Annotated in this window: 16 protein-coding genes and 1 riboswitch; of the genes, 9 read left to right on the forward strand and 7 right to left on the reverse strand. The window is 65.9% G+C overall.

Annotated features, from left to right (window positions below; all coding sequences use genetic code 11):
• Window positions 1-149 precede the first annotated feature (149 nt).
• Window positions 150-2660 (forward strand): M10 family metallopeptidase C-terminal domain-containing protein, encoded by a 2511-nt coding sequence (locus tag KF887_09515; protein QYK43301.1) that lies wholly within the window; start codon window positions 150-152, stop codon window positions 2658-2660.
• A gap of 15 nt (window positions 2661-2675) precedes the next feature.
• On the opposite strand, the gene KF887_09520 is transcribed toward KF887_09515, so the two are convergent.
• Window positions 2676-3356, reverse strand: a complete 681-nt coding sequence (locus tag KF887_09520) for an ABC transporter ATP-binding protein (protein QYK43302.1) — start codon at window positions 3354-3356, stop codon at window positions 2676-2678.
• A gap of 17 nt (window positions 3357-3373) precedes the next feature.
• A complete protein-coding gene (locus KF887_09525) occupies window positions 3374-4453 on the reverse strand; it encodes a sugar transporter (protein QYK43510.1) in 1080 nt (359 codons plus the stop codon).
• A 729-nt stretch (window positions 4454-5182) separates the two neighbouring features.
• On the opposite strand from KF887_09525, the gene KF887_09530 reads away from it, so the two are divergent.
• Complete coding sequence (locus tag KF887_09530; protein ID QYK43303.1) at window positions 5183-5905, forward strand: ABC transporter permease; 723 nt, start codon at window positions 5183-5185, stop codon at window positions 5903-5905.
• Window positions 5906-5912: 7 nt separating this feature from the next.
• On the opposite strand, the gene KF887_09535 is transcribed toward KF887_09530, so the two are convergent.
• On the reverse strand, window positions 5913-6707 hold the full coding sequence (locus KF887_09535) for a 3-deoxy-manno-octulosonate cytidylyltransferase (protein QYK43304.1): 795 nt from the start codon (window positions 6705-6707) through the stop codon (window positions 5913-5915).
• A gap of 11 nt (window positions 6708-6718) precedes the next feature.
• Entirely contained in the window at window positions 6719-7705 is a 987-nt protein-coding gene (locus tag KF887_09540) for a KpsF/GutQ family sugar-phosphate isomerase (GenBank protein QYK43305.1), read from the reverse strand.
• A gap of 134 nt (window positions 7706-7839) precedes the next feature.
• Here KF887_09540 and galE point away from each other — a divergent pair, with 134 nt between their 5' ends.
• On the forward strand, window positions 7840-8826 hold the full coding sequence (galE, locus tag KF887_09545; protein ID QYK43306.1) for a UDP-glucose 4-epimerase GalE: 987 nt from the start codon (window positions 7840-7842) through the stop codon (window positions 8824-8826).
• Window positions 8827-8979: 153 nt separating this feature from the next.
• Window positions 8980-10113, forward strand: a complete 1134-nt coding sequence (locus KF887_09550; protein ID QYK43307.1) for a polysaccharide biosynthesis/export family protein — start codon at window positions 8980-8982, stop codon at window positions 10111-10113.
• A 45-nt stretch (window positions 10114-10158) separates the two neighbouring features.
• On the opposite strand, the gene KF887_09555 is transcribed toward KF887_09550, so the two are convergent.
• Both KF887_09555 and KF887_09560 read right to left on the reverse strand, forming a co-directional pair.
• Entirely contained in the window at window positions 10159-13236 is a 3078-nt protein-coding gene (locus KF887_09555) for an efflux RND transporter permease subunit (protein QYK43308.1), read from the reverse strand.
• Window positions 13237-13245: 9 nt separating this feature from the next.
• Window positions 13246-14346, reverse strand: a complete 1101-nt coding sequence (locus KF887_09560) for an efflux RND transporter periplasmic adaptor subunit (GenBank protein ID QYK43309.1) — start codon at window positions 14344-14346, stop codon at window positions 13246-13248.
• Window positions 14347-14810: 464 nt separating this feature from the next.
• Window positions 14811-15027, forward strand: a riboswitch (cobalamin riboswitch).
• Window positions 15028-15056: 29 nt separating this feature from the next.
• On the opposite strand from KF887_09560, the gene KF887_09565 reads away from it, so the two are divergent.
• The 4 genes from KF887_09565 to KF887_09580 are packed head-to-tail and all read left to right on the forward strand — an operon-like array spanning window position 15057 to window position 18277.
• Entirely contained in the window at window positions 15057-15497 is a 441-nt protein-coding gene (locus tag KF887_09565) for a DUF1636 domain-containing protein (GenBank protein QYK43310.1), read from the forward strand.
• Window positions 15494-16270 carry an ABC transporter ATP-binding protein gene (locus KF887_09570; protein ID QYK43311.1) on the forward strand — a complete coding sequence of 259 codons (777 nt, stop codon included), beginning with the start codon at window positions 15494-15496 and terminating at the stop codon, window positions 16268-16270. The genes KF887_09565 and KF887_09570 overlap by 4 nt, the downstream gene beginning before the upstream one ends.
• A 15-nt stretch (window positions 16271-16285) precedes the next feature.
• Window positions 16286-17224: an ABC transporter substrate-binding protein gene (locus KF887_09575; GenBank protein QYK43312.1), complete on the forward strand. Its 939-nt coding sequence runs from the start codon at window positions 16286-16288 to the stop codon at window positions 17222-17224.
• A gap of 3 nt (window positions 17225-17227) precedes the next feature.
• Window positions 17228-18277, forward strand: a complete 1050-nt coding sequence (locus tag KF887_09580) for an iron ABC transporter permease (GenBank protein ID QYK43313.1) — start codon at window positions 17228-17230, stop codon at window positions 18275-18277.
• A 318-nt stretch (window positions 18278-18595) separates the two neighbouring features.
• Here KF887_09580 and KF887_09585 read toward each other — a convergent pair whose 3' ends face one another.
• Entirely contained in the window at window positions 18596-19192 is a 597-nt protein-coding gene (locus tag KF887_09585; GenBank protein QYK43314.1) for a hypothetical protein, read from the reverse strand.
• Window positions 19193-19382: 190 nt separating this feature from the next.
• Here KF887_09585 and recA point away from each other — a divergent pair, with 190 nt between their 5' ends.
• Window positions 19383-20450 (forward strand): recombinase RecA, encoded by a 1068-nt coding sequence (recA, locus tag KF887_09590; GenBank protein QYK43315.1) that lies wholly within the window; start codon window positions 19383-19385, stop codon window positions 20448-20450.
• Window positions 20451-20466 lie beyond the last annotated feature (16 nt).

Below are 20466 nucleotides of genomic sequence, written 5' to 3' on the forward strand. Positions count from 1 at the left end.
GCGCAACCGTCGCTGCGCTGCGGCGTGACGTGATGCGCTCAGTCTCGCCGAAGTTGTGTGGCGGATGCCGAATCGTTGAGTTCGAATTAGTAGGCGGGGTGGCAATCTGCCGCTGTCCCTTGCTCGAGTTGGCCGCGTAGGAGGTCCGCATGAACGCGTTTGTTGCCCGGAAGGCCGATCCCACGCTGGTGGACGGCTTCGAACCCAGACTCAGGCAGGCGGAGCTTGTCGAACTGGCGGATGCGGCGGGTTCGACGATGACGGCCTACACGATCGCAGTGGGCGACCGTCTCGACGGCACGATCACGCCGGGTGACGAGGACTGGATCGGCATCAACCTTGTCGCCGGGCAATCCTACGTGTTCACGGTATTCGGGCGCGGCGGTGGCCAGGTCGGGCTGGAGGACAGCGTGCTGCGGGTGATGTCGCCCTCGGGTCTTCAGCTTGCCTACAACGACGATATCGAGGCGGGTTCGCAGAACTTCTTTTCCGGCATCACGTTCACGGCCACGACGACCGGGCGCCACTACATCGCCGTGTCGGGCTGGCCCTACGAGGCGGGCAACGGGCAGTACACGGTACAGACCGCCACCAATGTCTATACCGTCGATCAGGTTGTCAGCCAGTTGACCGAGTTCAACTGGGGCATCTCTGCCCCGCTTCGGATCATTCCGGCGGCTGGCGGGGCCATCTCGGTGAACATCAGCGGGCTGGATGCCGCGGGGCGGCGGCTGGCGGACTGGGCACTGGAGGCATGGACCTATGCGACAGGGCTGACATTCAGCATCACGACCAGCGGAACCGCGCAGATCGTCATCGACGACAATGCGGCCGGTGCCTTCGCGGGTCCCGATCTCTATGATCCGGCGACGGGCATCGTCAGCCTTGCCAGCGTCAATGTGTCGAAGAACTGGCTGGCATCCTACGGCGCGCAGTTCAACAGCTATTCCTTCGTGACCTATATCCACGAGATCGGGCACGCCCTCGGTCTGGGCCACATGGGTCCCTACGACGGCAGTGCCAGCTACTCCTCGGACGCGTTCTTCCTGAACGACAGCTACCAGATGTCGGTGATGTCTTACTTCTCGGCCGAGGAGAACACCTACATCGGCGGCACCGGGTGGCTGCCGGTCACGCCGATGATCGGCGACATGGCTGCCATCGCCTCGGTCTATGGTGCGGCCGGGCCGGTTCATGCGGGCAATACCGTCTGGGGAACCGGCAGCAATGTGGGCGGCTATCTGGGCCGCATCATGGGCTACATGTTCGATGGCGCGACAAACGCCACCGAATGGTTGCCCGCATCGGATGTCAATGCCTATCCGATCGGCCTGACCATCCGCGATACCGGTGGAACCGACCTGCTGGACCTGTCGAACCACACGTCGGATCAGCGCATCGACCTGACACCGGGCGCGGCCTCCGACGTCGGGGGTGAGCGCGGCAATGTCGTGATCATGTCGGGCACGATCATCGAGAACCTGCGCAGCGGATCCGGCAATGACCATCTGACGGGCAACAGCGCCGACAACGAGATCACGCCGGGCCGGGGGAACGATACCGTCTACGGCGGCGCGGGCAACGACACCGTGGTGATCAACGCAACCCGGGCCGCCACCACGGTGACGGCCATAGAAGGCGGCTACAGGCTGGTGTCCGCCGACGGGACCGATCTTGTCTATGGTGTCGAATTCGTGCGGTTCACCGACCAGACGGTCGCATCCGGCGCGTTGCTGGGCAATGGGGCGATCGAGGGCGGCCCGGGAGCCGACAGCCGCACCGGTACCACCGGCCCCGATCTGATCTTCGGGTATGGCGGCAATGACGTCCTGCGCGGTGGCGACGGCCATGACACGCTCTATGGGGGCGCGGATCACGACGTGGTCAGCGGCCAGCAGGGCAACGACGTCCTCTATGGCGATGCGGGTGACGACACGATTGCCGGGTCCACCGGGGATGACGAAGCCTACGGCGGCATCGGAAACGACCAGATCGGCGGCGGCGAGGGGAACGATTCGCTGTTCGGCGGCGCCGGTGACGACATCATGGGCGGCGGACCGGGCAATGACCTGATGGATGGCGGTGACGGGCGCGACTATGTCAGCGGCGGTATCGGGGACGATCTTCTGCGCGGCGGTGCGGGCCACGACACGATCGCCAGTTCCTACGGCAATGACATGGCCTATGGCGACGCCGGGAATGATGCCATCGGCGGCGGCTACGGCTATGACACGCTGTATGGCGGTGACGGCAACGACACGATCGGTGGCGGTGACCAGGATGACCTGATCTTTGGCGGCGCCGACCACGACATGCTCTCGGGCGGAAACGGCAACGACACGATCTTTGGCGGTTCAGGCAACGACACGATCAACGCTGGGCTCGGGTCGGACTGGATGACGGGTGACGAAGGGGCGGATGTGTTCGTCTTCAACCTGCGCCTGCTGGTCGGGCCGGAGCTTGACGTGATCACCGACTTCGTGCCGGGCGAGGATCGCATCAATCTGAGCTTCGGCGTTCCCGCGCCGGCCGAAACGAAGTTCGCGTCGCTGGCCATTTCGGCCCATGCCTTGGGCACGCAGATCGTGCGGGGGGACCAGACGATCATCCTGCAGGCGGTCCAGCCGACCGAGATCGGTGTCGACGACTTCATGTTCTGAACGGGGGCTGACGGTCTATCCGCGGCCGGAGGCGGCCTGCAGCCTGCGGGTATTTTCCTCGTGGTGCTTCATCGCCTCGTCCATGTCGGTGTAATAGGTCAGCTTTCCGCCCTCCAGCACGGCGCCGTGCTGGCAGATGCTGCGCGCCGAGCTCATGGAATGGGTCACGAAGATCAGCCCGCTGTCCTTGATGCGTTCGGCAAAGACCGCCTGGCTCTTGGCGCGGAAGATCGCGTCGCCGGTCGCTGTCACCTCATCCACCAGATAGGTGTCGTACTTGATCCCCATCGAGACACCGAACGCCAGACGTGCGCGCATGCCCGACGAATAGGTGCGCACCGGCAGGTAGAAATGCTCGCCAAGTTCGGCAAAATCCTCGACATAGGCGACCAGTTCCTCGGTATCCACGCCGCTGATCCGGGCCACGAAGCGGGTGTTCTGCGCCCCGGTCATGTCGCCGTGAAAGCTGCCGCCGAACCCCACGAGCGCCGACACCGTGCCCACCCGGGTTATGGTGCCCGCATCGGGGTCGAGCGTGCCGCCGATCATCCGCAGCAGGGTCGACTTGCCCGCGCCGTTGCGACCGAGGATCGCGACGCCGGTGCGCGACGGAAAGGTGCAGGTGATGTGATCTGCCACCACCTTTGACTTTCCTTTGGTATGATAGGTCTTGCAAAGCCCCTGAAGCCGGATCATCGCGCCCGCAACGCCCCCTATCGACGGTCGCGCAGCGAGTAGAACACGATGGCCGCGATCATCCAGATCGAGAACAGCAGGCCCGTCGTCAGGCCGAGGATCATCGGTTTCTGGGGATAGATCGAGCGTTCCGCGAGGGTCGGCGGCATGTAGGTGGCCAGATACCGCGACTGCCGCTGCGCCTCGGCCAGGGCATTGTCATAGGCGGCGCGCGAGGTCGTGTAGGCCTGCTGGGCAAACTCGAGATCGGCCGACAGCGCCTCGAACTCGGCGACCAGTTCGGCATAGCGCTGATCCTCTTCCGCCGGATTGTCGCCGAAGCGCGCGCGCTCGGCGCGGATCCGGGTCTCGATCACCTCGACACGCTTCTGCGCCTGCAGATAGCGCGGGTCGTTGGCATTCGTGTTGGCCGCCAGGATATCGAGATCGATGAGCGCGGCAGCCTGCTGTGCCAGGAGGTTGTTCAGCAGTCCCATGCGGCCCTGCACGTCGGCGGCAGGATCGACGATCTGGCTGCTGATGCGGAAGGCGGTCAGCGCCTGCCGGGCCTGCTTCAGCCTTTCCTGTGCGACATCCAGTTCCTCGCGGGCATAGCGCGTGGTGTCATTGCGCGCGATGGCCGAAAGCCGGTTCAGCATCTTCGTGCTTTCGTCCGAGATCGCCCTGGTGATCGCCAGTGCGTCCTCGGACGTGAAGGCCAGCGCGCGCACCTCGATCAGGCGGCTCGACGTGTCGTAGAACACATCCACCTTGCGGCCCCAGTGATCCTCGAGATCCTCGATGGTCGGGTCCTGGCCAAGGCTGAACAGCGGGTCCTCGGGCCTTGTGTAGATCGACACGAGGTCCAGGCGTTCGTTGATCTGACGAACCAGTTCCCGGCTCTGGATGTACTTGAACAGGATGTCGGTGTCGCTGGTGCTGCTGCCGGAAAGCTCGGTCAGACCGCCAAGGATCTGCAGGCCTGAACTGAACTCTTCCTTCTGGACCGAAAAACCGAGACGCGAGTCGTACTGCGGCAACGCGATCGTCCACAGGTAGAAGGCCATCGCCGTCGCGGGCGCCGCCACCATCAGGATGAACGCTGCCAGAAGGCCCACGTGCCGGCGCCGGACGCGCGCGGGTCCCGCGCCGCTGAACGCGGGAAGGCCCTGCCCTGTGCCCGCACCGGGAAGCGGGGGAGGGTCGACAGGGCGCGGATTTGCGGCAGCAGCGGCGGCCGCTTCGGCTTCGGCCTTTGCCCGGGCAATCGCAATGGGCCCGAGCTTTGCCGGGGGCGGGTTCGCAGGGGGCGCGGCGCCGCTTTCGGCCTCGGCGGCGGCCTTGGCACGCGCCAGGGCGATCGGGCCCAGCCGTGGCGGCGCCATGTCCTGCGGTGCCGCAGCCGGGCCGGTGGGCGCCGCGATCGCGGCGAGCGGCGGACGCTGGCCGGGCGTCGGTTGCTGCGGTGCAGGTGCCGCGCCGGGTGGACGTCCGGCGGGTTGGCCCACGCGGCGCGAATTGTCGGATGTGTCTTCCAAATTCCGTCCTATCGACTATGGTTCCGGCCGAGGTGCGGGGGCGTCGGCCGGAAGGACCGGATCGCGCCGCTCGTCGTGCCGTCCCGGGATTTCGGCAAGGCGACCCCGGCACGCGCGATGCGGCGCAACCGCAAGGCTTTCGCCGATGGTGTTACCCCTTCGGCTGTGGAAAATCCAGTCGGGACCATGCAGGTAGACCCGCCACTTGCCACATCTGCGGCATCAGCGCCGCGTGCACGCCGGCCCAGACCGCAGCGCGCGCTGCGGTTGCGCGCGTTGCGCACGATTTTTGCGCTGATGCTGCGCGACATGACCATGTCAAACGCGCGCAGCGCCCTGGGGTATGTCTGGGAAATCGTTGAACCTGCGGCGGGCATTCTTGTCCTGACGGTGATCTTCACGCTGATCATGCGCTCACCTCCCATCGGGCACAACTTCCCCCTGTTCTATGCCTCGGGGCTGGTGCCCTACATCATGTTTGCCGATCTGTCGAACAAGGTGGCGGTTGCGGTGCGGCATTCGAAACCGCTCCTGTCCTACCCGGGCGTGACCTTCATCGATGCCTTGATCGCCAAGTTCCTGTTGAGCGCGATGACCAAGATCGTCATCTACGTCCTGGTCCTCGGGGGTATCCTGATCATGTACGATCTGAGCCCGCTGTTCGACTATTCAAAGATGATCCTCGGATTGTCGCTTGCCCTCATGCTGGCGTTTTCGATCGGCACGATGAACTGCGTGCTGTTCCACTTCTTTCCGCTCTGGGACCGGATATGGTCGCTGATCAACCGGCCACTCATGCTGCTGTCGGGCATCATCATCCTGATCGACGACATACCGATGCCGTATCGCGACTGGCTGGAATGGAATCCGATCGTGCACTTCGTTGCCGTGGTTCGGACAGGAATCTATCCGACCTACCAGCCGACCTATCTGTCGGTGACCTATGTCGTCGGGATCATTGCGTTCCTGCTGCCAGTGGGGTTGTTCTTCGTGCGGCGATACTGGAAGGATCTGATCGACCCGTCGAAGTAGCGCCGTCTCAGCCCATCGCGGCAAGTGCGGCCTCGATGCGGCCGACGTCCACGGGGTTGTTCAGTTCCCAGAACACCCGGCCCCTCGCCTCGACCTCGACACACAGAACCTGCCGCCCGTTCTCGAGGAAGCGCAGTTGTTCCAGGCCCTCATGCGCCTCGAGCGGGCCGATCGGCCAGCCGGGATAGGCGGCAAGCGCGGCAGGGCGGTAGGCATAGAGGCCCACATGGTGGAACACCGGTATCGGCCCCGCGCCCAGCCCGGCGGTGTAGGGAATGACTTCCTTCGAGAAGTAGAGCGCGCGGTGACCCGCGCCGAAGACCGCCGTCGTGCCGCCCACCCGGCCGGCGTGGCGGTCGGACAGAAGATTGTCGAACGTCGTCTGGTCGCAGCGGATCACCGGCGTGGCAATTTCCGCGCCGCCGCCCGCCGCGGCATCGGCGGCCATTGCGTCAACAAGCGCGGTCACGAACCATGGCGGTGTCAGCGGCGCGTCGCCTTGCAGGTTCACCACAAGATCCGCCTCCAGCCCCGCAACCGCCTCGGCGCAGCGCTCGGTGCCGTTGCGGCATTCCTCGGATGTCATGATCACCTGCGCGCCAAATCCCCGCGCCGCTTCGGCGATCCGGTCGTCGTCGGTGGCGACATAGACGGCCGCGATGTCAGGCACCGCCATGGCGGCCTCCCAGGATCGCTGCACCAGCGTCTTTGCCGTTCCGTCGGGCGCACGCAGCGACACCAGCGGCTTGCCCGGATAGCGTGTCGACTTGAAGCGCGCGGGGATGACGATGACGGTCCGCATGTTTGATCTCCTTATGTCACGCCCGCGCGCAGGCAGTCATGGATGTGCAGGATCCCCAGCGGGTGCCCGCCCTCATCCACGACGAAGAGCTGGGTGATCTTGCGTGCGTTCATCAGCGCCACCGCTTCGACCGCCAGCATTCCCGGAGGCGCGGTAAGCGGATTGCGCGTTGCGACATCGCCTGCACGCCTGTCCATCAGACCGACCATGTTGCGCCTCAGGTCGCCGTCGGTGATCACACCGCAAAGACGCCCGCCCGCCACCACCCCTGCGATGCCGTAGCCCGCGGCGGTCATCGCGAGCAGCGTCTCGTCCATCGCCGTTTCTGGCGCGACCAGCGGCAAAGGGCCCGCTTCGGGGCCACGCATCAATTGCGCCACGCGCGCCAGCCGGGCACCCAGCCTTCCACCGGGATGGAAGGTGCGGAAATGGTCGGCCTCGAACCCCCGCCGCTCCATCAGCGCGACGGCAAGCGCATCGCCCAGAGCCATCGCCAGGGTCGTCGAGGTGGTGGGCGCGAGGCCGTGCGGACAGGCCTCGGGTGCGGCGGGCAGGATCAGCGCCACATCGGCGGCCCCCGCCAGCGTCGACCCGGCCCGTCCGGTGATCGCCACCACGGCGATGCCGAAGCGGCGGGCGTGGGCAATCAGGTCGGACAACTCGGATGTCTCGCCCGAGTTCGACAGCAACAGGCAGAGGTCGGTATCGGCAATCGCGCCCAGATCGCCATGGCTCGCCTCGGACGGGTGGATGAAATGTGCCGGGGTTCCGGTCGAGGACAGCGTTGCCGCGATCTTGCGCGCCACATGGCCCGACTTGCCGATGCCCGACAGGATTACCCGGCCACGGCAGGCGAGTATCGCCTCGACCGCATCGGCGAAACCGGCGGGCAAGTTGTCGGCCAGCGCGGTCAGCGCTGCGCCTTCGATCCCGATCACCCGCTTGCCCGCCGCCTCGGTCGCGGCGCGCCGTGCCTGCGGTTCGGCATTGGTCTGCATCTCGTCCATCCTGCGCCCGCGGTCGTGCCTGTCTGATGAACCATGCCTGCGTCCGGACGGCAAGTGACGGGGCAGGGCGGTTGACACCGCCGCGCGCCCGGTGCCCTTTCGACGCGGTGTCGAAAGGATGCGCGATGGACCGAGTCGTACTGGTGACCGGCGGTGCCGGCTACATTGGCTCGCATGCCTGCAAGGTCTTGGCGCGTGCCGGCTTCAAGCCTGTGACGCTGGACAATCTCTCGACCGGCTGGCGCGATGCCGTACGCTTCGGCCCGTTCGAGCAGGGCGACCTGCTGGATCGCGCGCGGCTGGACGAGGTGTTCGCGCGGTGGCGGCCGGTTGCCGTGATGCATTTTGCCGCCCTGTCGCTGGTGGGTGAGGCGATGGCGGACCCCGGGCAATACTGGCGCGTGAACGTGGGTGGGTCGCTGAACCTGATCGAGGCGGCGGTGGCCGCAGGATGCCTGTCCTTTGTCTTTTCGTCGACCTGTGCGACCTATGGCGAACCCGACGGCGTGACGGTCGACGAGGATACGCCGCAGAATCCGATCAACCCCTACGGTGCCACGAAACGCGCGATCGAGGAGATGCTGCGCGATTTCGGCCGGGCGCATGGATTGCGGCATGTGATATTCCGCTACTTCAATGTCGCGGGCGCCGACCCCGACGCCGAAATCGGCGAGGACCACAGACCCGAGACGCATCTGATCCCCCTGATGCTGGACGCGGTCGAGGGGCGGCGCCCGGCGCTGACGCTGCACGGCACCGACTATGCGACGCACGACGGCACGCCGGTGCGTGACTATGTTCATGTCATGGACCTGGTCGAGGCGCATGTGGCGGGGCTGCGATGGCTTGAGGATGGCAGGCCCGATCGAGTGTTCTGCCTCGGGTCGGGCCGAGGGTTCTCGGTGCGGGAGGTTGTCGACGCCGCCCGGGCAGTGACAAACCGGACGGTGCCCGTGGTGGAGGGTCCGCGCCGTGCGGGCGATGCCGTGCGTCTGGTGTCGGGGTCCGCGCGGGCACTTGACGAGCTTGGGTGGAGCCCCGCCCGCTCCACCCTTCGGCAGATGATCGAGGATGCATGGCGGTGGCACCGGACGGGCGGATACGATGTGTGACGGCCGGGGTGTTGCCCCGTTGCGCAGGGATCCGGCGCCTGCCCGCGCAATCCGACGCAGACGGTTGACCCCGCACCCCCCGGGCGTAATGTGCGCGCAAAGGGTCTCCGCAATGCTGCTCGTGGGCGGTGGGCCATACGGTTCTGGGGGACCATGATGCCGGTCATCACAAGGCGCCGATTCGCGGCAATCGTCGGTGCAACGCTTGTCAGCGGGTGCAGCCTGCCGCGCGGGGCGGCGCAGGGTCGCCGCATTCTCGCGACCGCGACCGAGGAGCAGACAGCCTCGGAATATGCCATCTACCCGGTCACCCGCGATCTGGTCGGCCGTGTGGCGCACTGGCCGATGACCGGCGGCGGGCCGAGCGGCAGTTGGATATCGGGCGGCGGTGGCCGGTCCGCGCGGACCATCCGGGCGGGCGACAAGCTGGACCTCGTCGTCTGGGATTCGTCCGAGACATCGCTTCTTGCGCCCTCGGGGACCAAGGCGGTTCCGCTTGCGCAGCTTACCGTTGCGTCCGATGGCAAGATCTTCGTGCCGTATCTGGACCGGGTGACCGTGGCAGGGATGACGGCAGAGAACGCGCGCCAGTCGATCCAGGAACAGCTGACCGCCATTGCACCGTCGGCCCAGGTGCAACTGTCGCTGTCGGTCGGTCGGGCAAACTCGGTGGATGTGGTCGGCGGTGTCGGCAGCCCGGGCAGCTATCCGCTGGAGGATGGCGCGCTGACGGTGCTGGGCCTGATCGCGCTGGCGGGCGGTGTTAGCGGCGGGCTGGAGCATCCGCTGGTGCGTCTGGTCCGCGGCGGAAAGACATATGTGACAACGGTGAAGCGGCTCTACGAGAACCCCGATCTGGATACCGTGCTGCAGGGGGGTGACAAGCTGATCATCGACAGCGACAGCCGCCAGTTCATTGCGCTTGGTGCTGCGGGGCGCGAACAGATCCTGCGCTTTCCGAACGACCGGCCGACCGCGCTTGAGGCGATGGCGGCGGTCGGCGGCGTGAACGACGCCCGCGCCGACCCGCAGGCTGTGCTGATCCTGCGCGAATATCACGCGTCTGCCGTGCGTGACGGCGTGCGCGGCCCGGAGGCGACGCGCGTGATCTTTGTCATCGACCTCACGACCGCGGACGGGCTGTTCAGCGCCGGGCGCTTCATCGTCAACCCGAACGATGTGATCTATGTCTCGGAAAGCCCGCTGACCGCACTCCAGAGCGTGACACAGGTCGTGGGGGCGGTGTTTGGCGCCGGCAACCAGATCAACAACGCCACCGGAAACTGACACGACGCGGCCCGGTGCCCGCCCGGCGGTGGGGCCGGGCCGGTCCTAGGTGGTCCCGAACTGCTGCTGCACCTTGCGGTTGTGCATGGCATAGGACGCATCGCTGCGCGAGATCAGCGAATAGAACATCGGCACCACGAACAAGGTGAAGAACGTGCCGATCAGGAGGCCGGTGAATATGACCAGGCCCATGGCCTGCCGCGCCGCAGCCCCCGCACCCTCGGCGATGATCAGTGGCACCACCGCCAGGGCCATCGCGGCTGTCGTCATCAGGATCGGTCGCAGCCGGGTCTTTGCGGCCGCGACGATGGCCTGACGGCGCGAAGCACCATGTTCGGCGCGCTGCTGGTTGGCGAACTCGACCATCAGGATCCCGTGCTTGGTGATCAGGCCGATCAGCGTGATCAGCCCGACCTGCGTGTAGATGTTCAGCGTGCTGACCCCGAAGTAGAGCGGCAGGACCGCCCCGAAGATCGACAGCGGCACCGACATCATGATGATGAACGGGTCGCGGAAGCTTTCGAACTGTGCCGCCAGGACGAGGTAGATCACGATCAGCGCCGCGCCGAATGCGAGGAGGATCGTGTTCCCTTCGCTTTTCTCCAGCCGCGACTGACCGGAATACTCGATGAAGAACCCATCCGGCAGCGTTTCGGCCGCGATGCGTTCCAGCTCGGCCAGCGCCACGCCGGAGGACAGGCCGATCATCGGCATCGCCGACAGGGTGGCCGCGTTCAGCTGGTTGAACTGTTCGATCGAGGCGGCCGTCACGCCCGGGGTGATCGTGACAACCGAGGACAGCGGCACCATGGCGCCCGAACCCGCCCGCACGAAGAACTCCTGCAGCCGTTCGGGATTGTCGCGCCAGGCGCGGGGCACCTGTGTGATCACGTCATAGCTGTTCGAGTCGCGGTCGAACTGCCCGATCGCACCGCCGCCGACCAGAAGGCCAAGTGTGCTGCCGATGTCGCTGACCGCGACGCCGAGGTTCGCGGCGCGGTCGCGGTCGATCGTGACGCGGACCTGCGGCGCGTCGAAGGACAGGCTGTTCTGAACCACGATGAACATGCCGCTCTGCATCGCCTTGGCGCGGATTTCCTCGGCGATCTCGACCACGCGCTCGGGGGCGTGAATCGACTGGATCACCATCGACACCGGCAATCCGCCACCCGCCCCCGGCAGCGACGGCGGGGCGAAGGCATAGCCCTGCACGCCCGGTGCACCGTCCAGCGTCGCCTGGATCTGCTGCTGGATCACGGCCTGGCTGCGCTCGCGTTCCGACCAGTCCTTCAGCGCCCAGATGTAGAAGCCGGTGTTCCCGGCCCCGCCCATACCCGCGACCGAGAATGAGGTCTGAACCTCCTCGATATCGGCCGTGCGCCGCGCAATCTCGTCCGTGAAGGCCGCCGTATAGTCGAGCGTCGCATAGCGCGGGCCGTTCAGGATCGCGAACAGCGCGCCGGAGTCCTCTTCCGGCGCCAGTTCGGACGAGGTGTTCAGGAACATGAATCCGGTCGCCCCCAGCAGCGACATCACCATCAGAAGCGTGACCGGCCGATAATCCAGCGAGGATGACACCCGCCGCTCGTACCAGTTCGCAAGCCCGTTCAGCGTGCGGTCCACGATCCGCTGGAAGCGGCCGGGCTCACCATGGTTGAGCAACCGCGCCGACATTGCCGGTGTGATGGTCAGCGCGACCAGGCCCGACAGCAGCACGGACCCGGCGAGCGTCAGCGCGAATTCGGTAAAGAGCGATCCTGTCAGCCCGCCGGTGAAGGCCAGGGGTGACAGCACGGCGGCCAGCGTGATGGTCATCGCGATGATCGGGCCGGTGATTTCCTTCATGCCCTTGATCGCCGCGCGCGCGGGTGACATGCCGTCCTCGATGTGGCGGTGGATGTTCTCGACCACGACGATCGCGTCATCGACCACCAGCCCGATGGCCAGCACCATCGCCAGCAGTGTCAGCAGGTTGATCGAATAGCCCAGCACCAGCATGATCGCGCAGACGCCGATCAGCGACAGCGGGATGGTGACGACGGGCATCAGCACCGACCGGAACGATCCGAGGAACAGCAGGATCACGACGACCACGATCGCCACCGCCTCGGCGATGGTCTTGAACACCTCTTCGATGGACGCCGAGATGGTCTCGGTCGAGTCATAGACCAGCCGGATCGACATGCCCTGCGGCAGCGTCGCGCTGAGAAGCGGCAGTTCCGCAAGCACGTTGGAGGCCACGTCGAGCTGGTTCTCGCCCGGGGCCGGAATGATCCCGATGAAGGTGCCGCGCTCGCCTCCGAAGGTCACGATGGCATCTGCCGCGCCTGAGGCCAGCTCGATCCGGGCGACATCGCGCAGCCGGACCACGCCGTTGCGGCCCTGGACCAGCGGCAGGGCGCCGAAGGCGTCGGCAGTCTGGATCGTGGATTCGAGCGTGAGCGAATAGGCGAAATAGTCGTTCTCGGTCTTGCCGGGTGCCGACAGGAAGTTGGATGACCGGATGGCCGCCAGCACCTCGGATGCCGTGACACCGCGCGCCGACATCTGCAGCGGATCGAGCCAGATGCGCATCGCGTATTGCGATGCGCCCATGATCTCCATCTGCGCGACACCGTCGATGTTGGTGACGCGCGGCCGCACGACCCGTTCGAGGTATTCGTTCAGCTGCTCCGGCGTCATGTTCGGGTTCTGGACGGCCAGATACATCAGCGCAAAGGTCATCCCCGTGCCCTTCACGATGACCGGGTCCTCGGCATCGGCAGGCAACTGGCCGCGCACCTGCTGGACCTTCGACATCACTTCGGTCAGTGCGATGTCGGGGTCCGCGCCCAGGTTCATCTGTACCGTCACGACCGAGGCCGACGGACGCGACTGGCTGGTGATGTAGTCGATGTTCTCGGTGGTCGAGACCGCAGATGCGATGGGCGAGGTAACGAAACCCTGGATCAGGTCCGGTGCCGCGCCGGGGTAGACGGTGGTGACGGTGATCACCGTCTCGGCGACCTCGGGATACTGGCGGACGGGAAGGTTCACCACCGCCGCGAGGCCGAGGAACAGGATCAGTGCCGCGAGAACGGTGGAAAGTACCGGCCGCCGGATGAAGATCTCTGAAAACTGCACGGCCGTCCCCTAGTTGCCTGCCGGCGCATTCAGTGCCACGGCGTTGTCGATCTTGACCCGTGCGCCTGCCGTCAGCCGGTTCTGGCCCGATGTCACGATCTGCTGTCCGGCGCTGATCCCTTCGATCACCTCGATCCGCCCCCCGGATCGCCGGCCGATCTTCACGAAGACCTGCTCCACGGTCGTCTCGTCGGCGGACTCGCCGGGTTTCAGCACATAGATCGAGTCACCATAGAGCGTTGAACTGACGGCCGTCTGCGGCACAGCGATCACATCCTCTTCCGTCGGAAGCGCGATCCGCACCCGCAGGAACTGACCCGGGAAAAGCTTTCCGGACGGGTTGTCCACCTGCGCGCGCACCGTGACAAGGCGCGAGTTCGGGTCTACCCGCGGCTCGATCGCGATGATCCGGCCGCCTGCACTGAAATCGCCCACTTCGGTTGTGACCGTGACGGCGCGCCCAAGCTCGAGTGCGGCGATCTGCTGTTCCGGCACCGTGAAGTCGACCCGCATCTGGCCCAGATCCTGCAATGTGGCGTAGATCGTGCCGACCGGAACATACTGGCCAATCTCGATCTGCGGGATGCCGATCACGCCCGCGAAGGGTGCTGTCAGCTTCTTGCTGTCCAATGCGGTCTGCACCTGTGCGACCTGCGCGCGGGCGCTTTCTGTCTGTGCCTCGGCCGACTCCACCGTGTTCGCCGCCCCGACACCGCGTTCGGACAGGGTCTGGGCGCGGCGTGCCTCGGCCAGTGCGACGTTCAGCGCCGCCTGTGCCGCAGCAAGGGCGGCCCGTTCGCTGTCGTCGTCGATCTGCACCAGCGACTGGCCCTCGGTCACCGTGTCGTTCGCCATGAACATGATCTCGCGGACCAGACCGCCGGATTCGATTGCCAGATCGACCCCCCGCGCCGACAGCGCCGTGCCGATCGCGTCAATCCCCGGCTCCCAGGTCACCGCCTCCACCGTCTCGGTGCTGACCGGCACCGGCGGCGGCACCATGCCTGTCAGGAACTGCGCGATCATCTCATCGCGGAAGTACTTGAACCAGACGATCCCGCCGACCACGAGGCCGAGCAGGATGATCGCGATGAAAAGCCGCTTGAACATGATCTTGTCCCTCGAATGCGGCCATCCGGGCGGCGCCGCAGAGATTATCGTCCCCTCTGCCACGGACTGCTGTCGGTGTGGCGGGCAGCGAGCGACTTTCGCGCCAGAGCCACGTCGCAAACACCATTTTATTCCAACGGCTTGGCAACGAGTTGCGAATTGCTGCGTGGCGCAGATGCGGAGTGCAGCCGTAACAGCAAGACCCCCGCCGTTCAAGGTGTTCCAGGCCGGAAAATCGCAACCCGCACAGCCGGGGGTTGTTTGCCCGGAATGCAGCTGCCGGGCGCCGCCCCTCTGCGCGGCAACGATACGTGGCGGCCGCAGCAATCGGCCCCGTTTCGCACGGTGCCCGCGGGGCGCAACCTCTCGCGCCCGCCCGGGGGTCATCGGCAATGCCCCAGTCGCAAGCTGCGCAATTCGCAAGCGAACCGTCGCTTTCGTGGTTGCCACGCCGTCGCCACCCGCGCTACGCATCACGAGATGGTTTCCGGCCAGCCCACGTGCAGCCGGATGAAATGGGAACACGGTGCGGTGTAGCCATCAGGCGCCAAGTCCGTGACTGCCCCCGCAACTGTAAGCGGCGAGCGACCCCCGATGCCACTGTGCCCCAAGGGGTGCGGGAAGGCGGGGCAAGCGACGACCCGCGAAGTCAGGAGACCTGCCATCGAATCAACCAGCCACCGGGCGGGGTGCCCCGGAAGGAGCATTCGATGGATGACGTCCCGCGTCGGCCCGTGGCCACGCCCCCCTATTCAGTGGCGCAGTCGGCGCCACATCAGATTCTTGTCTGCAAGGCCTGTCGACATACCGGCCAGGCGTGCGGACCGGGGTTCGAACTGCTGCGGCGGTTGCGCGATGCCGTGGCGGCGGCCGGCTTGGGGGACGCTTTCGAGGTGTCCGGAACGGCCTGCCTCGCGGGTTGCGACCATCCCTGCACGGTCGCCTGGCGGGCCACCGGCAAGGCGACCTGGCTGTTCGGCGACATCGACCCGGCACAGCCGATCGACGACCTGATCGCCTTCTCCCGCCTCTATGCGGGGCTTGGAGATGGGTGGTGCAGCGGTGCCGATTGTCCGCCGCGGTTGCGCGACGGCACCCTCGCCCGCATTCCCGCCGCCATGATCGTCACCCGCGAGGGTGTCCTGCAATGACGCCCGCGGTCGAGCTGTCAGGGGTTTGCTGGGGCCCGAAGGGTCAGGACGACATCCTGACCGACATCAACCTCGCCGTGCCGGAGGGGCAGGTTGTCGCGATCTGCGGCGCGAACGGGGCAGGAAAATCGTCGCTCTTGCGGTTGATCTATCGCCACCATGCACCCCGTCATGGAGTCGTGCGCCTGATGGGCCGGGACATCTGGCTGATGGGCAGGTCCGACACCGCGCGCATCCTTGCCGCCGTTCTGCAGGAGCAGCCGACCGATTTCGCGCTGACCGTGCGGCAGATCGTGGCGCTCGGCAGGCTGCCGCATCGCAGGGGCTGGGGTGCAGGCCTGTCCACGCCGGGGGGCGAGGACGCGGCAATCGTTGCTGCCGCCATCGCCCGCATGGATCTGGGCAAGATGGCCGCCCGGCCGTTCGGCACGTTGTCCGGCGGCGAACGCCAGCGGGTGATGGTTGCACGGGCCCTGGCGCAACAGCCCCGGGTGATCGTGCTGGATGAACCGACCAACCATCTCGACATCCGCCACCAGCTTGAACTGCTGGCCCTGCTGCGGGGGCTTGGCCTGACGGTGATCGCCACATTGCATGACCTGTCGCTCGCCGCCGATTTTGCCGATCGGGTTCTCGTGCTGTCGCACGGCCGGATCCTTGCCGATGGCCCTCCCGAACAGGCACTGACCGAAACGACGCTTGCCGCAGCCTTCCAGGTAAGGGCGCGGATCGACCGTACGGGCGATGTCCCGCGGTTTTCCTTCCATCTCTGACTGCAGGACGAAATCATGCGCTTCATCTACTGTTCCTTCCTTGCCCTTGTTGTCTGGTCCGGGGCCGCCGCCGCCTTTCCGGTCACGGTCCAAAGCTGCAATCGCACCCTGACCTTTGACGTACCGCCGACGCGCGCGATCTCGAACGATGTGAACCTGACGGAAATGATGCTCGTCCTCGGTCTGCGCGACCGGATGGTGGGCTATACCGGGATCTCGGGCTGGAAGACCCTGGATGAAGAGATGCGCGCCGGCGTGGCCGAACTGCCCGAGCTTTCCGCACGATACCCGACAAAGGAGGTGCTGGCGGCCGCCGAACCCGACTTTTTCTTCGCTGGCTGGAACTACGGGATGAAAGTCGGTGGCGAGGTCACGCCGGAGACGCTGGAACCCTTTGGCATAGCCACCTACGAACTGACGGAAAGCTGCATCCACATCGGGCCCAAGGCGCGGTCCAGCATGGATGACATGTACAACGACATCCTGAACCTTGGCCGCATCTTCGGGGTCGAGCCGAGTGCCGTTGAACTGGTCGCGACCTGGAGGGGGCGGCTTGACGCGGTGACGGCGGAGGTCGATCGCACCGACCCCTTGCGGGTCTTTGTCTATGACAGCGGAGAGAAGGCACCGTTCACCGCCGGTGCCTATGCCATGCCGACCGCGCTGATCGAGGCGGCGGGTGGGGTCAACATCATGGACGACCTGGAAAAAAGCTGGGCCGAGATCGGCTGGGAGCCGGTGGTCGAGCGCAACCCCGAGGTGGTCGTCATCATCAACTATGGCGACGTCACGGCCGAGCAGAAGATCGCCTTCATGAAAGAGAACCCCGCCTTCGCCAACATCGACGCGGTCAGGAACGACTGGTTCGTCGTGCTGGAATATGTCGAGGCCACGCCCGGGCCGCGCAACATCAGGGCGGTGGAAAAGCTGGTTGCGGGTTTCTGGAGGCGGTAGGCCATGGTTGACCTCACCGCCCCCTCTTCGCTGGCCCGCAGGATCGGCGCCGGCACCGGCATCGCCCTCGCGGCGGCAGCGGTGCTCTTGGTTTCCGCCGTCGTTGCGGTGTCGGTGGGGGCGGTGGCCATTCCCCTGGGGACGGTCTGGGGCGTCGCCCTGGACCGCATCCTGCCAGGGGTCGTGACCCCGGACTGGAGCGCGGGGCGCGCCAACATCGTCTGGGAAATCCGCTTTCCCCGGGTGGTGCTGGCGGGACTGGTCGGGGCGGGGCTGGGTCTTGTCGGGGCCGCGTTGCAGGCCGTTACCCGCAATCCGCTGGCGGACCCGCATCTTCTGGGTATCTCGTCCGGAGGGGCGCTCGGCGCGATTGCTGCGCTGCTGCACACCGGGTTGTTCCTGGGGCTGCTGACCGTGCCGCTGCTGGCCTTCTGTGGCGCGCTTTGCGCCACGATACTGGTGCTGGGTGTCGCCCGACTGGCCGGGGCAACCAGTGCAGACCGTCTGGTCCTCGCGGGGGTCGCCGTCAGCTTCGTCATCATGGCCTGCGCCAATATCCTGATCTTTCTGGGCGATCCCAAGGCCGCGCATACGGTGGTGTTCTGGATGCTGGGCGGGCTGGGCCTGGCGCAATGGGCCCATCTGCTTTGGCCGCTGGCCGTGTTGGTGCCTTGCGGCCTGTGGCTTTGGGCGCAGGCGGGGCGGCTCAACGCCATGAGCCTCGGGGATGAAACGGCGGCCAGCCTCGGGATCGAGGTGGGACGGTTCCGCCTTGCCATCTTCGTGATGGCGGCGCTGATCACCGGGGTGATGGTCGCGTTCTCCGGCCTGATCGGGTTTGTGGGGCTGATGATGCCGCATCTGGTGCGGTTGGTCGTCGGCGGGGACAATGCCCGCGTGCTGCCGGGATCGGCACTGGCGGGGGCGGTGTTCCTTATCTGGGCCGACGCCGCTGCCCGGACCGTCATGGCGCCCGAAGATATCCCGATCGGCGTGGTCACCGGCCTTTGCGGCGGGATCTTCTTCATCTGGATGATGGCCCGCAACCGCTGAGGTCCGTTCATTTACCCCCAAGGGGGCGGACCGGCCCCGCGCAAGCCAGAGCTCGGCGGTCCGTGCAGCATCGACCCCGGGGACACAGGGCACCGCAGGGCCGCCAGCCAGGCCACGAAGCGGGCAAGACGCAGCCCCGGCAGCGCCGAGCACCCCTACGCAGACGGGTCTTTGCCGCCACGCCGCGGGCCCATCTGACCTGCCATCGGTCCTTCATCCAGCCACGATCGGAACCCGGCAGTGATTCACGCCTGTTGGCTCGGGGTGGGCGATCGCCCGCGCGCGGAACGCTCATCGCATGCGGCGGGACGGGTGGTATCAGCCCTCGGCCCGCTCCTCATACAGCGCATAGTCAGCCGCGGCCGCCCGCCGCAGACGCGACTCGTTCTCGGGCGAGAGTTTCAGCGACGCGACGGGCGAGACGTTCACCCGGGGCAGGATGATCTCGCAATCCAGCCGTTCTTCCAGGAAGGCCACGAAACGGTCGATCCGCTCATAGCGGAACAGGCGGTCGATCCCCTTGCCGTTTCGCGGCTGCAGGAACCGCGCCTGCGAACCGACCGCTGCCGCCTCGGGCTGCGGATCGTCGCACCAGGCCTGCACGAATGCGTCAAAGCTCATGCCCTTCGTGCTTTTCCTTTGATCGGTCACATCATCGCGTGAGCGATACCTGTACCAGCTTCCCAGCCAGTCGCGCGGTTCGCGCATCAGCGCCACAACGGTGAAGTCATGCCCCGAGGCTGCTGCAAGATACGGCCCCATGAAACGGTGATAGCGCTGCACGGTCGTGTGCTTCAGCACGGGTGGCCGCTGCACCGATACGGAGGCGAGTGATTCGAGCGCCATTGCGATGGCCGTCGATCCGGTCTTGGGGGTTGCGAGAAATGCCAGCCGTTGATCCCAGAAGACGAGCATTCGTGCCCCTTGTCATGCCGCCGCATGTTTCGCGGCACGCGTAAACTAGCCGTTAACCGATGCGTGAAAAAGCTGGTTTTCAGAGAATGCGATTGATCTGTTCCCGTTTTGATCGCATAAGGTCGGGAACAAGTGTGGAACATCACGGCAATTGCTGCCTTGCGGCGGCTATGGAATAAGGAGGCGGACGATGGCGGGCGCGACACTTCTCGATCTCAAGGACAAGCGGGACATGGACAAGAAGAAGGCGCTGGAAAGCGCGCTGCAGCAGATCGAGCGGCAGTTCGGCAAGGGCTCGATCATGAAGCTGGGCGAGAACAACCCGGTGATGGACATCGAGGCGACTTCGACCGGATCGCTGGGTCTCGACATCGCATTGGGGATCGGTGGTTTGCCGAAGGGCCGTATCGTCGAGATCTACGGTCCGGAAAGCTCGGGCAAGACGACGCTGACGCTGCATGTCGTGGCGGAGGAGCAGAAGAAGGGTGGCGTGTGCGCCTTTGTCGACGCCGAGCATGCGCTTGACCCGCAGTATGCCCGCAAGCTGGGGGTGAACCTGGACGAACTGCTGATCAGCCAGCCCGATACGGGCGAACAGGCACTGGAGATCGTGGACACGCTGGTGCGGTCCGGCGCGGTCAGCCTGATCGTTGTGGATTCGGTGGCGGCCCTTGTCCCCAAGTCCGAGATCGAGGGCGACATGGGCGACATGCAGATGGGCAGCCAGGCCCGCCTGATGAGCCAGGCCATGCGCAAGCTGACCGCCAGCATCGGCCGGTCGAACTGCATGGTGATCTTCATCAATCAGATCCGCATGAAGATCGGCGTGATGTTCGGCAGCCCCGAGACCACGACGGGCGGCAACGCGCTGAAGTTCTACGCGTCGGTCCGGCTGGACATCCGCCGCATCGGCTCGATCAAGGATCGTGACGAGGTGGTGGGCAACACGACCCGCGTGAAGGTGGTGAAGAACAAGGTGGCGCCCCCGTTCAAGGAGGTGGAGTTCGACATCATGTATGGCGAAGGGATCTCGAAGACCGGCGAGCTTGTCGATCTGGGGGTCAAGGCGGGCGTGGTCGAGAAGTCCGGTTCCTGGTATTCCTATGGTGACGAACGGATCGGCCAGGGGCGCGAGAATGCAAAGGCGTTCCTGCGGGCGAACCCGGCGGTCGCCACCGCCATCGAAGACCGTATCCGGGCCAGCCACGGGCTCGATTTCGCGATGGCCGGCGGGGCCGACGACGTGACCGAGATGTAGGGCGCGGGACGGGTTC

The organism is Paracoccaceae bacterium (assembly GCA_019454225.1).
GTDB lineage: Bacteria > Pseudomonadota > Alphaproteobacteria > Rhodobacterales > Rhodobacteraceae.

Excerpts from the sequence above, each read along its gene's own strand:
- KF887_09540 (QYK43305.1), bottom strand. The coding sequence starts at position 7,705 with ATGCAGACCAATGCCGAACCGCAGGCACGGCGCGCCGCGACCGAGGCG.
- KF887_09565 (QYK43310.1), top strand. The coding sequence starts at position 15,057 with ATGGATGACGTCCCGCGTCGGCCCGTGGCCACGCCCCCCTATTCAGTG.
- KF887_09515 (QYK43301.1), top strand. The coding sequence starts at position 150 with ATGAACGCGTTTGTTGCCCGGAAGGCCGATCCCACGCTGGTGGACGGC.
- KF887_09570 (QYK43311.1), top strand. The coding sequence starts at position 15,494 with ATGACGCCCGCGGTCGAGCTGTCAGGGGTTTGCTGGGGCCCGAAGGGT.
- KF887_09580 (QYK43313.1), top strand. The coding sequence starts at position 17,228 with ATGGTTGACCTCACCGCCCCCTCTTCGCTGGCCCGCAGGATCGGCGCC.
- KF887_09585 (QYK43314.1), bottom strand. The coding sequence starts at position 19,192 with ATGCTCGTCTTCTGGGATCAACGGCTGGCATTTCTCGCAACCCCCAAG.
- galE (QYK43306.1), top strand. The coding sequence starts at position 7,840 with ATGGACCGAGTCGTACTGGTGACCGGCGGTGCCGGCTACATTGGCTCG.
- KF887_09575 (QYK43312.1), top strand. The coding sequence starts at position 16,286 with ATGCGCTTCATCTACTGTTCCTTCCTTGCCCTTGTTGTCTGGTCCGGG.
- KF887_09560 (QYK43309.1), bottom strand. The coding sequence starts at position 14,346 with ATGTTCAAGCGGCTTTTCATCGCGATCATCCTGCTCGGCCTCGTGGTC.
- KF887_09520 (QYK43302.1), bottom strand. The coding sequence starts at position 3,356 with ATGATCCGGCTTCAGGGGCTTTGCAAGACCTATCATACCAAAGGAAAG.
- recA (QYK43315.1), top strand. The coding sequence starts at position 19,383 with ATGGCGGGCGCGACACTTCTCGATCTCAAGGACAAGCGGGACATGGAC.
- KF887_09535 (QYK43304.1), bottom strand. The coding sequence starts at position 6,707 with ATGCGGACCGTCATCGTCATCCCCGCGCGCTTCAAGTCGACACGCTAT.
- KF887_09550 (QYK43307.1), top strand. The coding sequence starts at position 8,980 with ATGATGCCGGTCATCACAAGGCGCCGATTCGCGGCAATCGTCGGTGCA.
- KF887_09530 (QYK43303.1), top strand. The coding sequence starts at position 5,183 with ATGACCATGTCAAACGCGCGCAGCGCCCTGGGGTATGTCTGGGAAATC.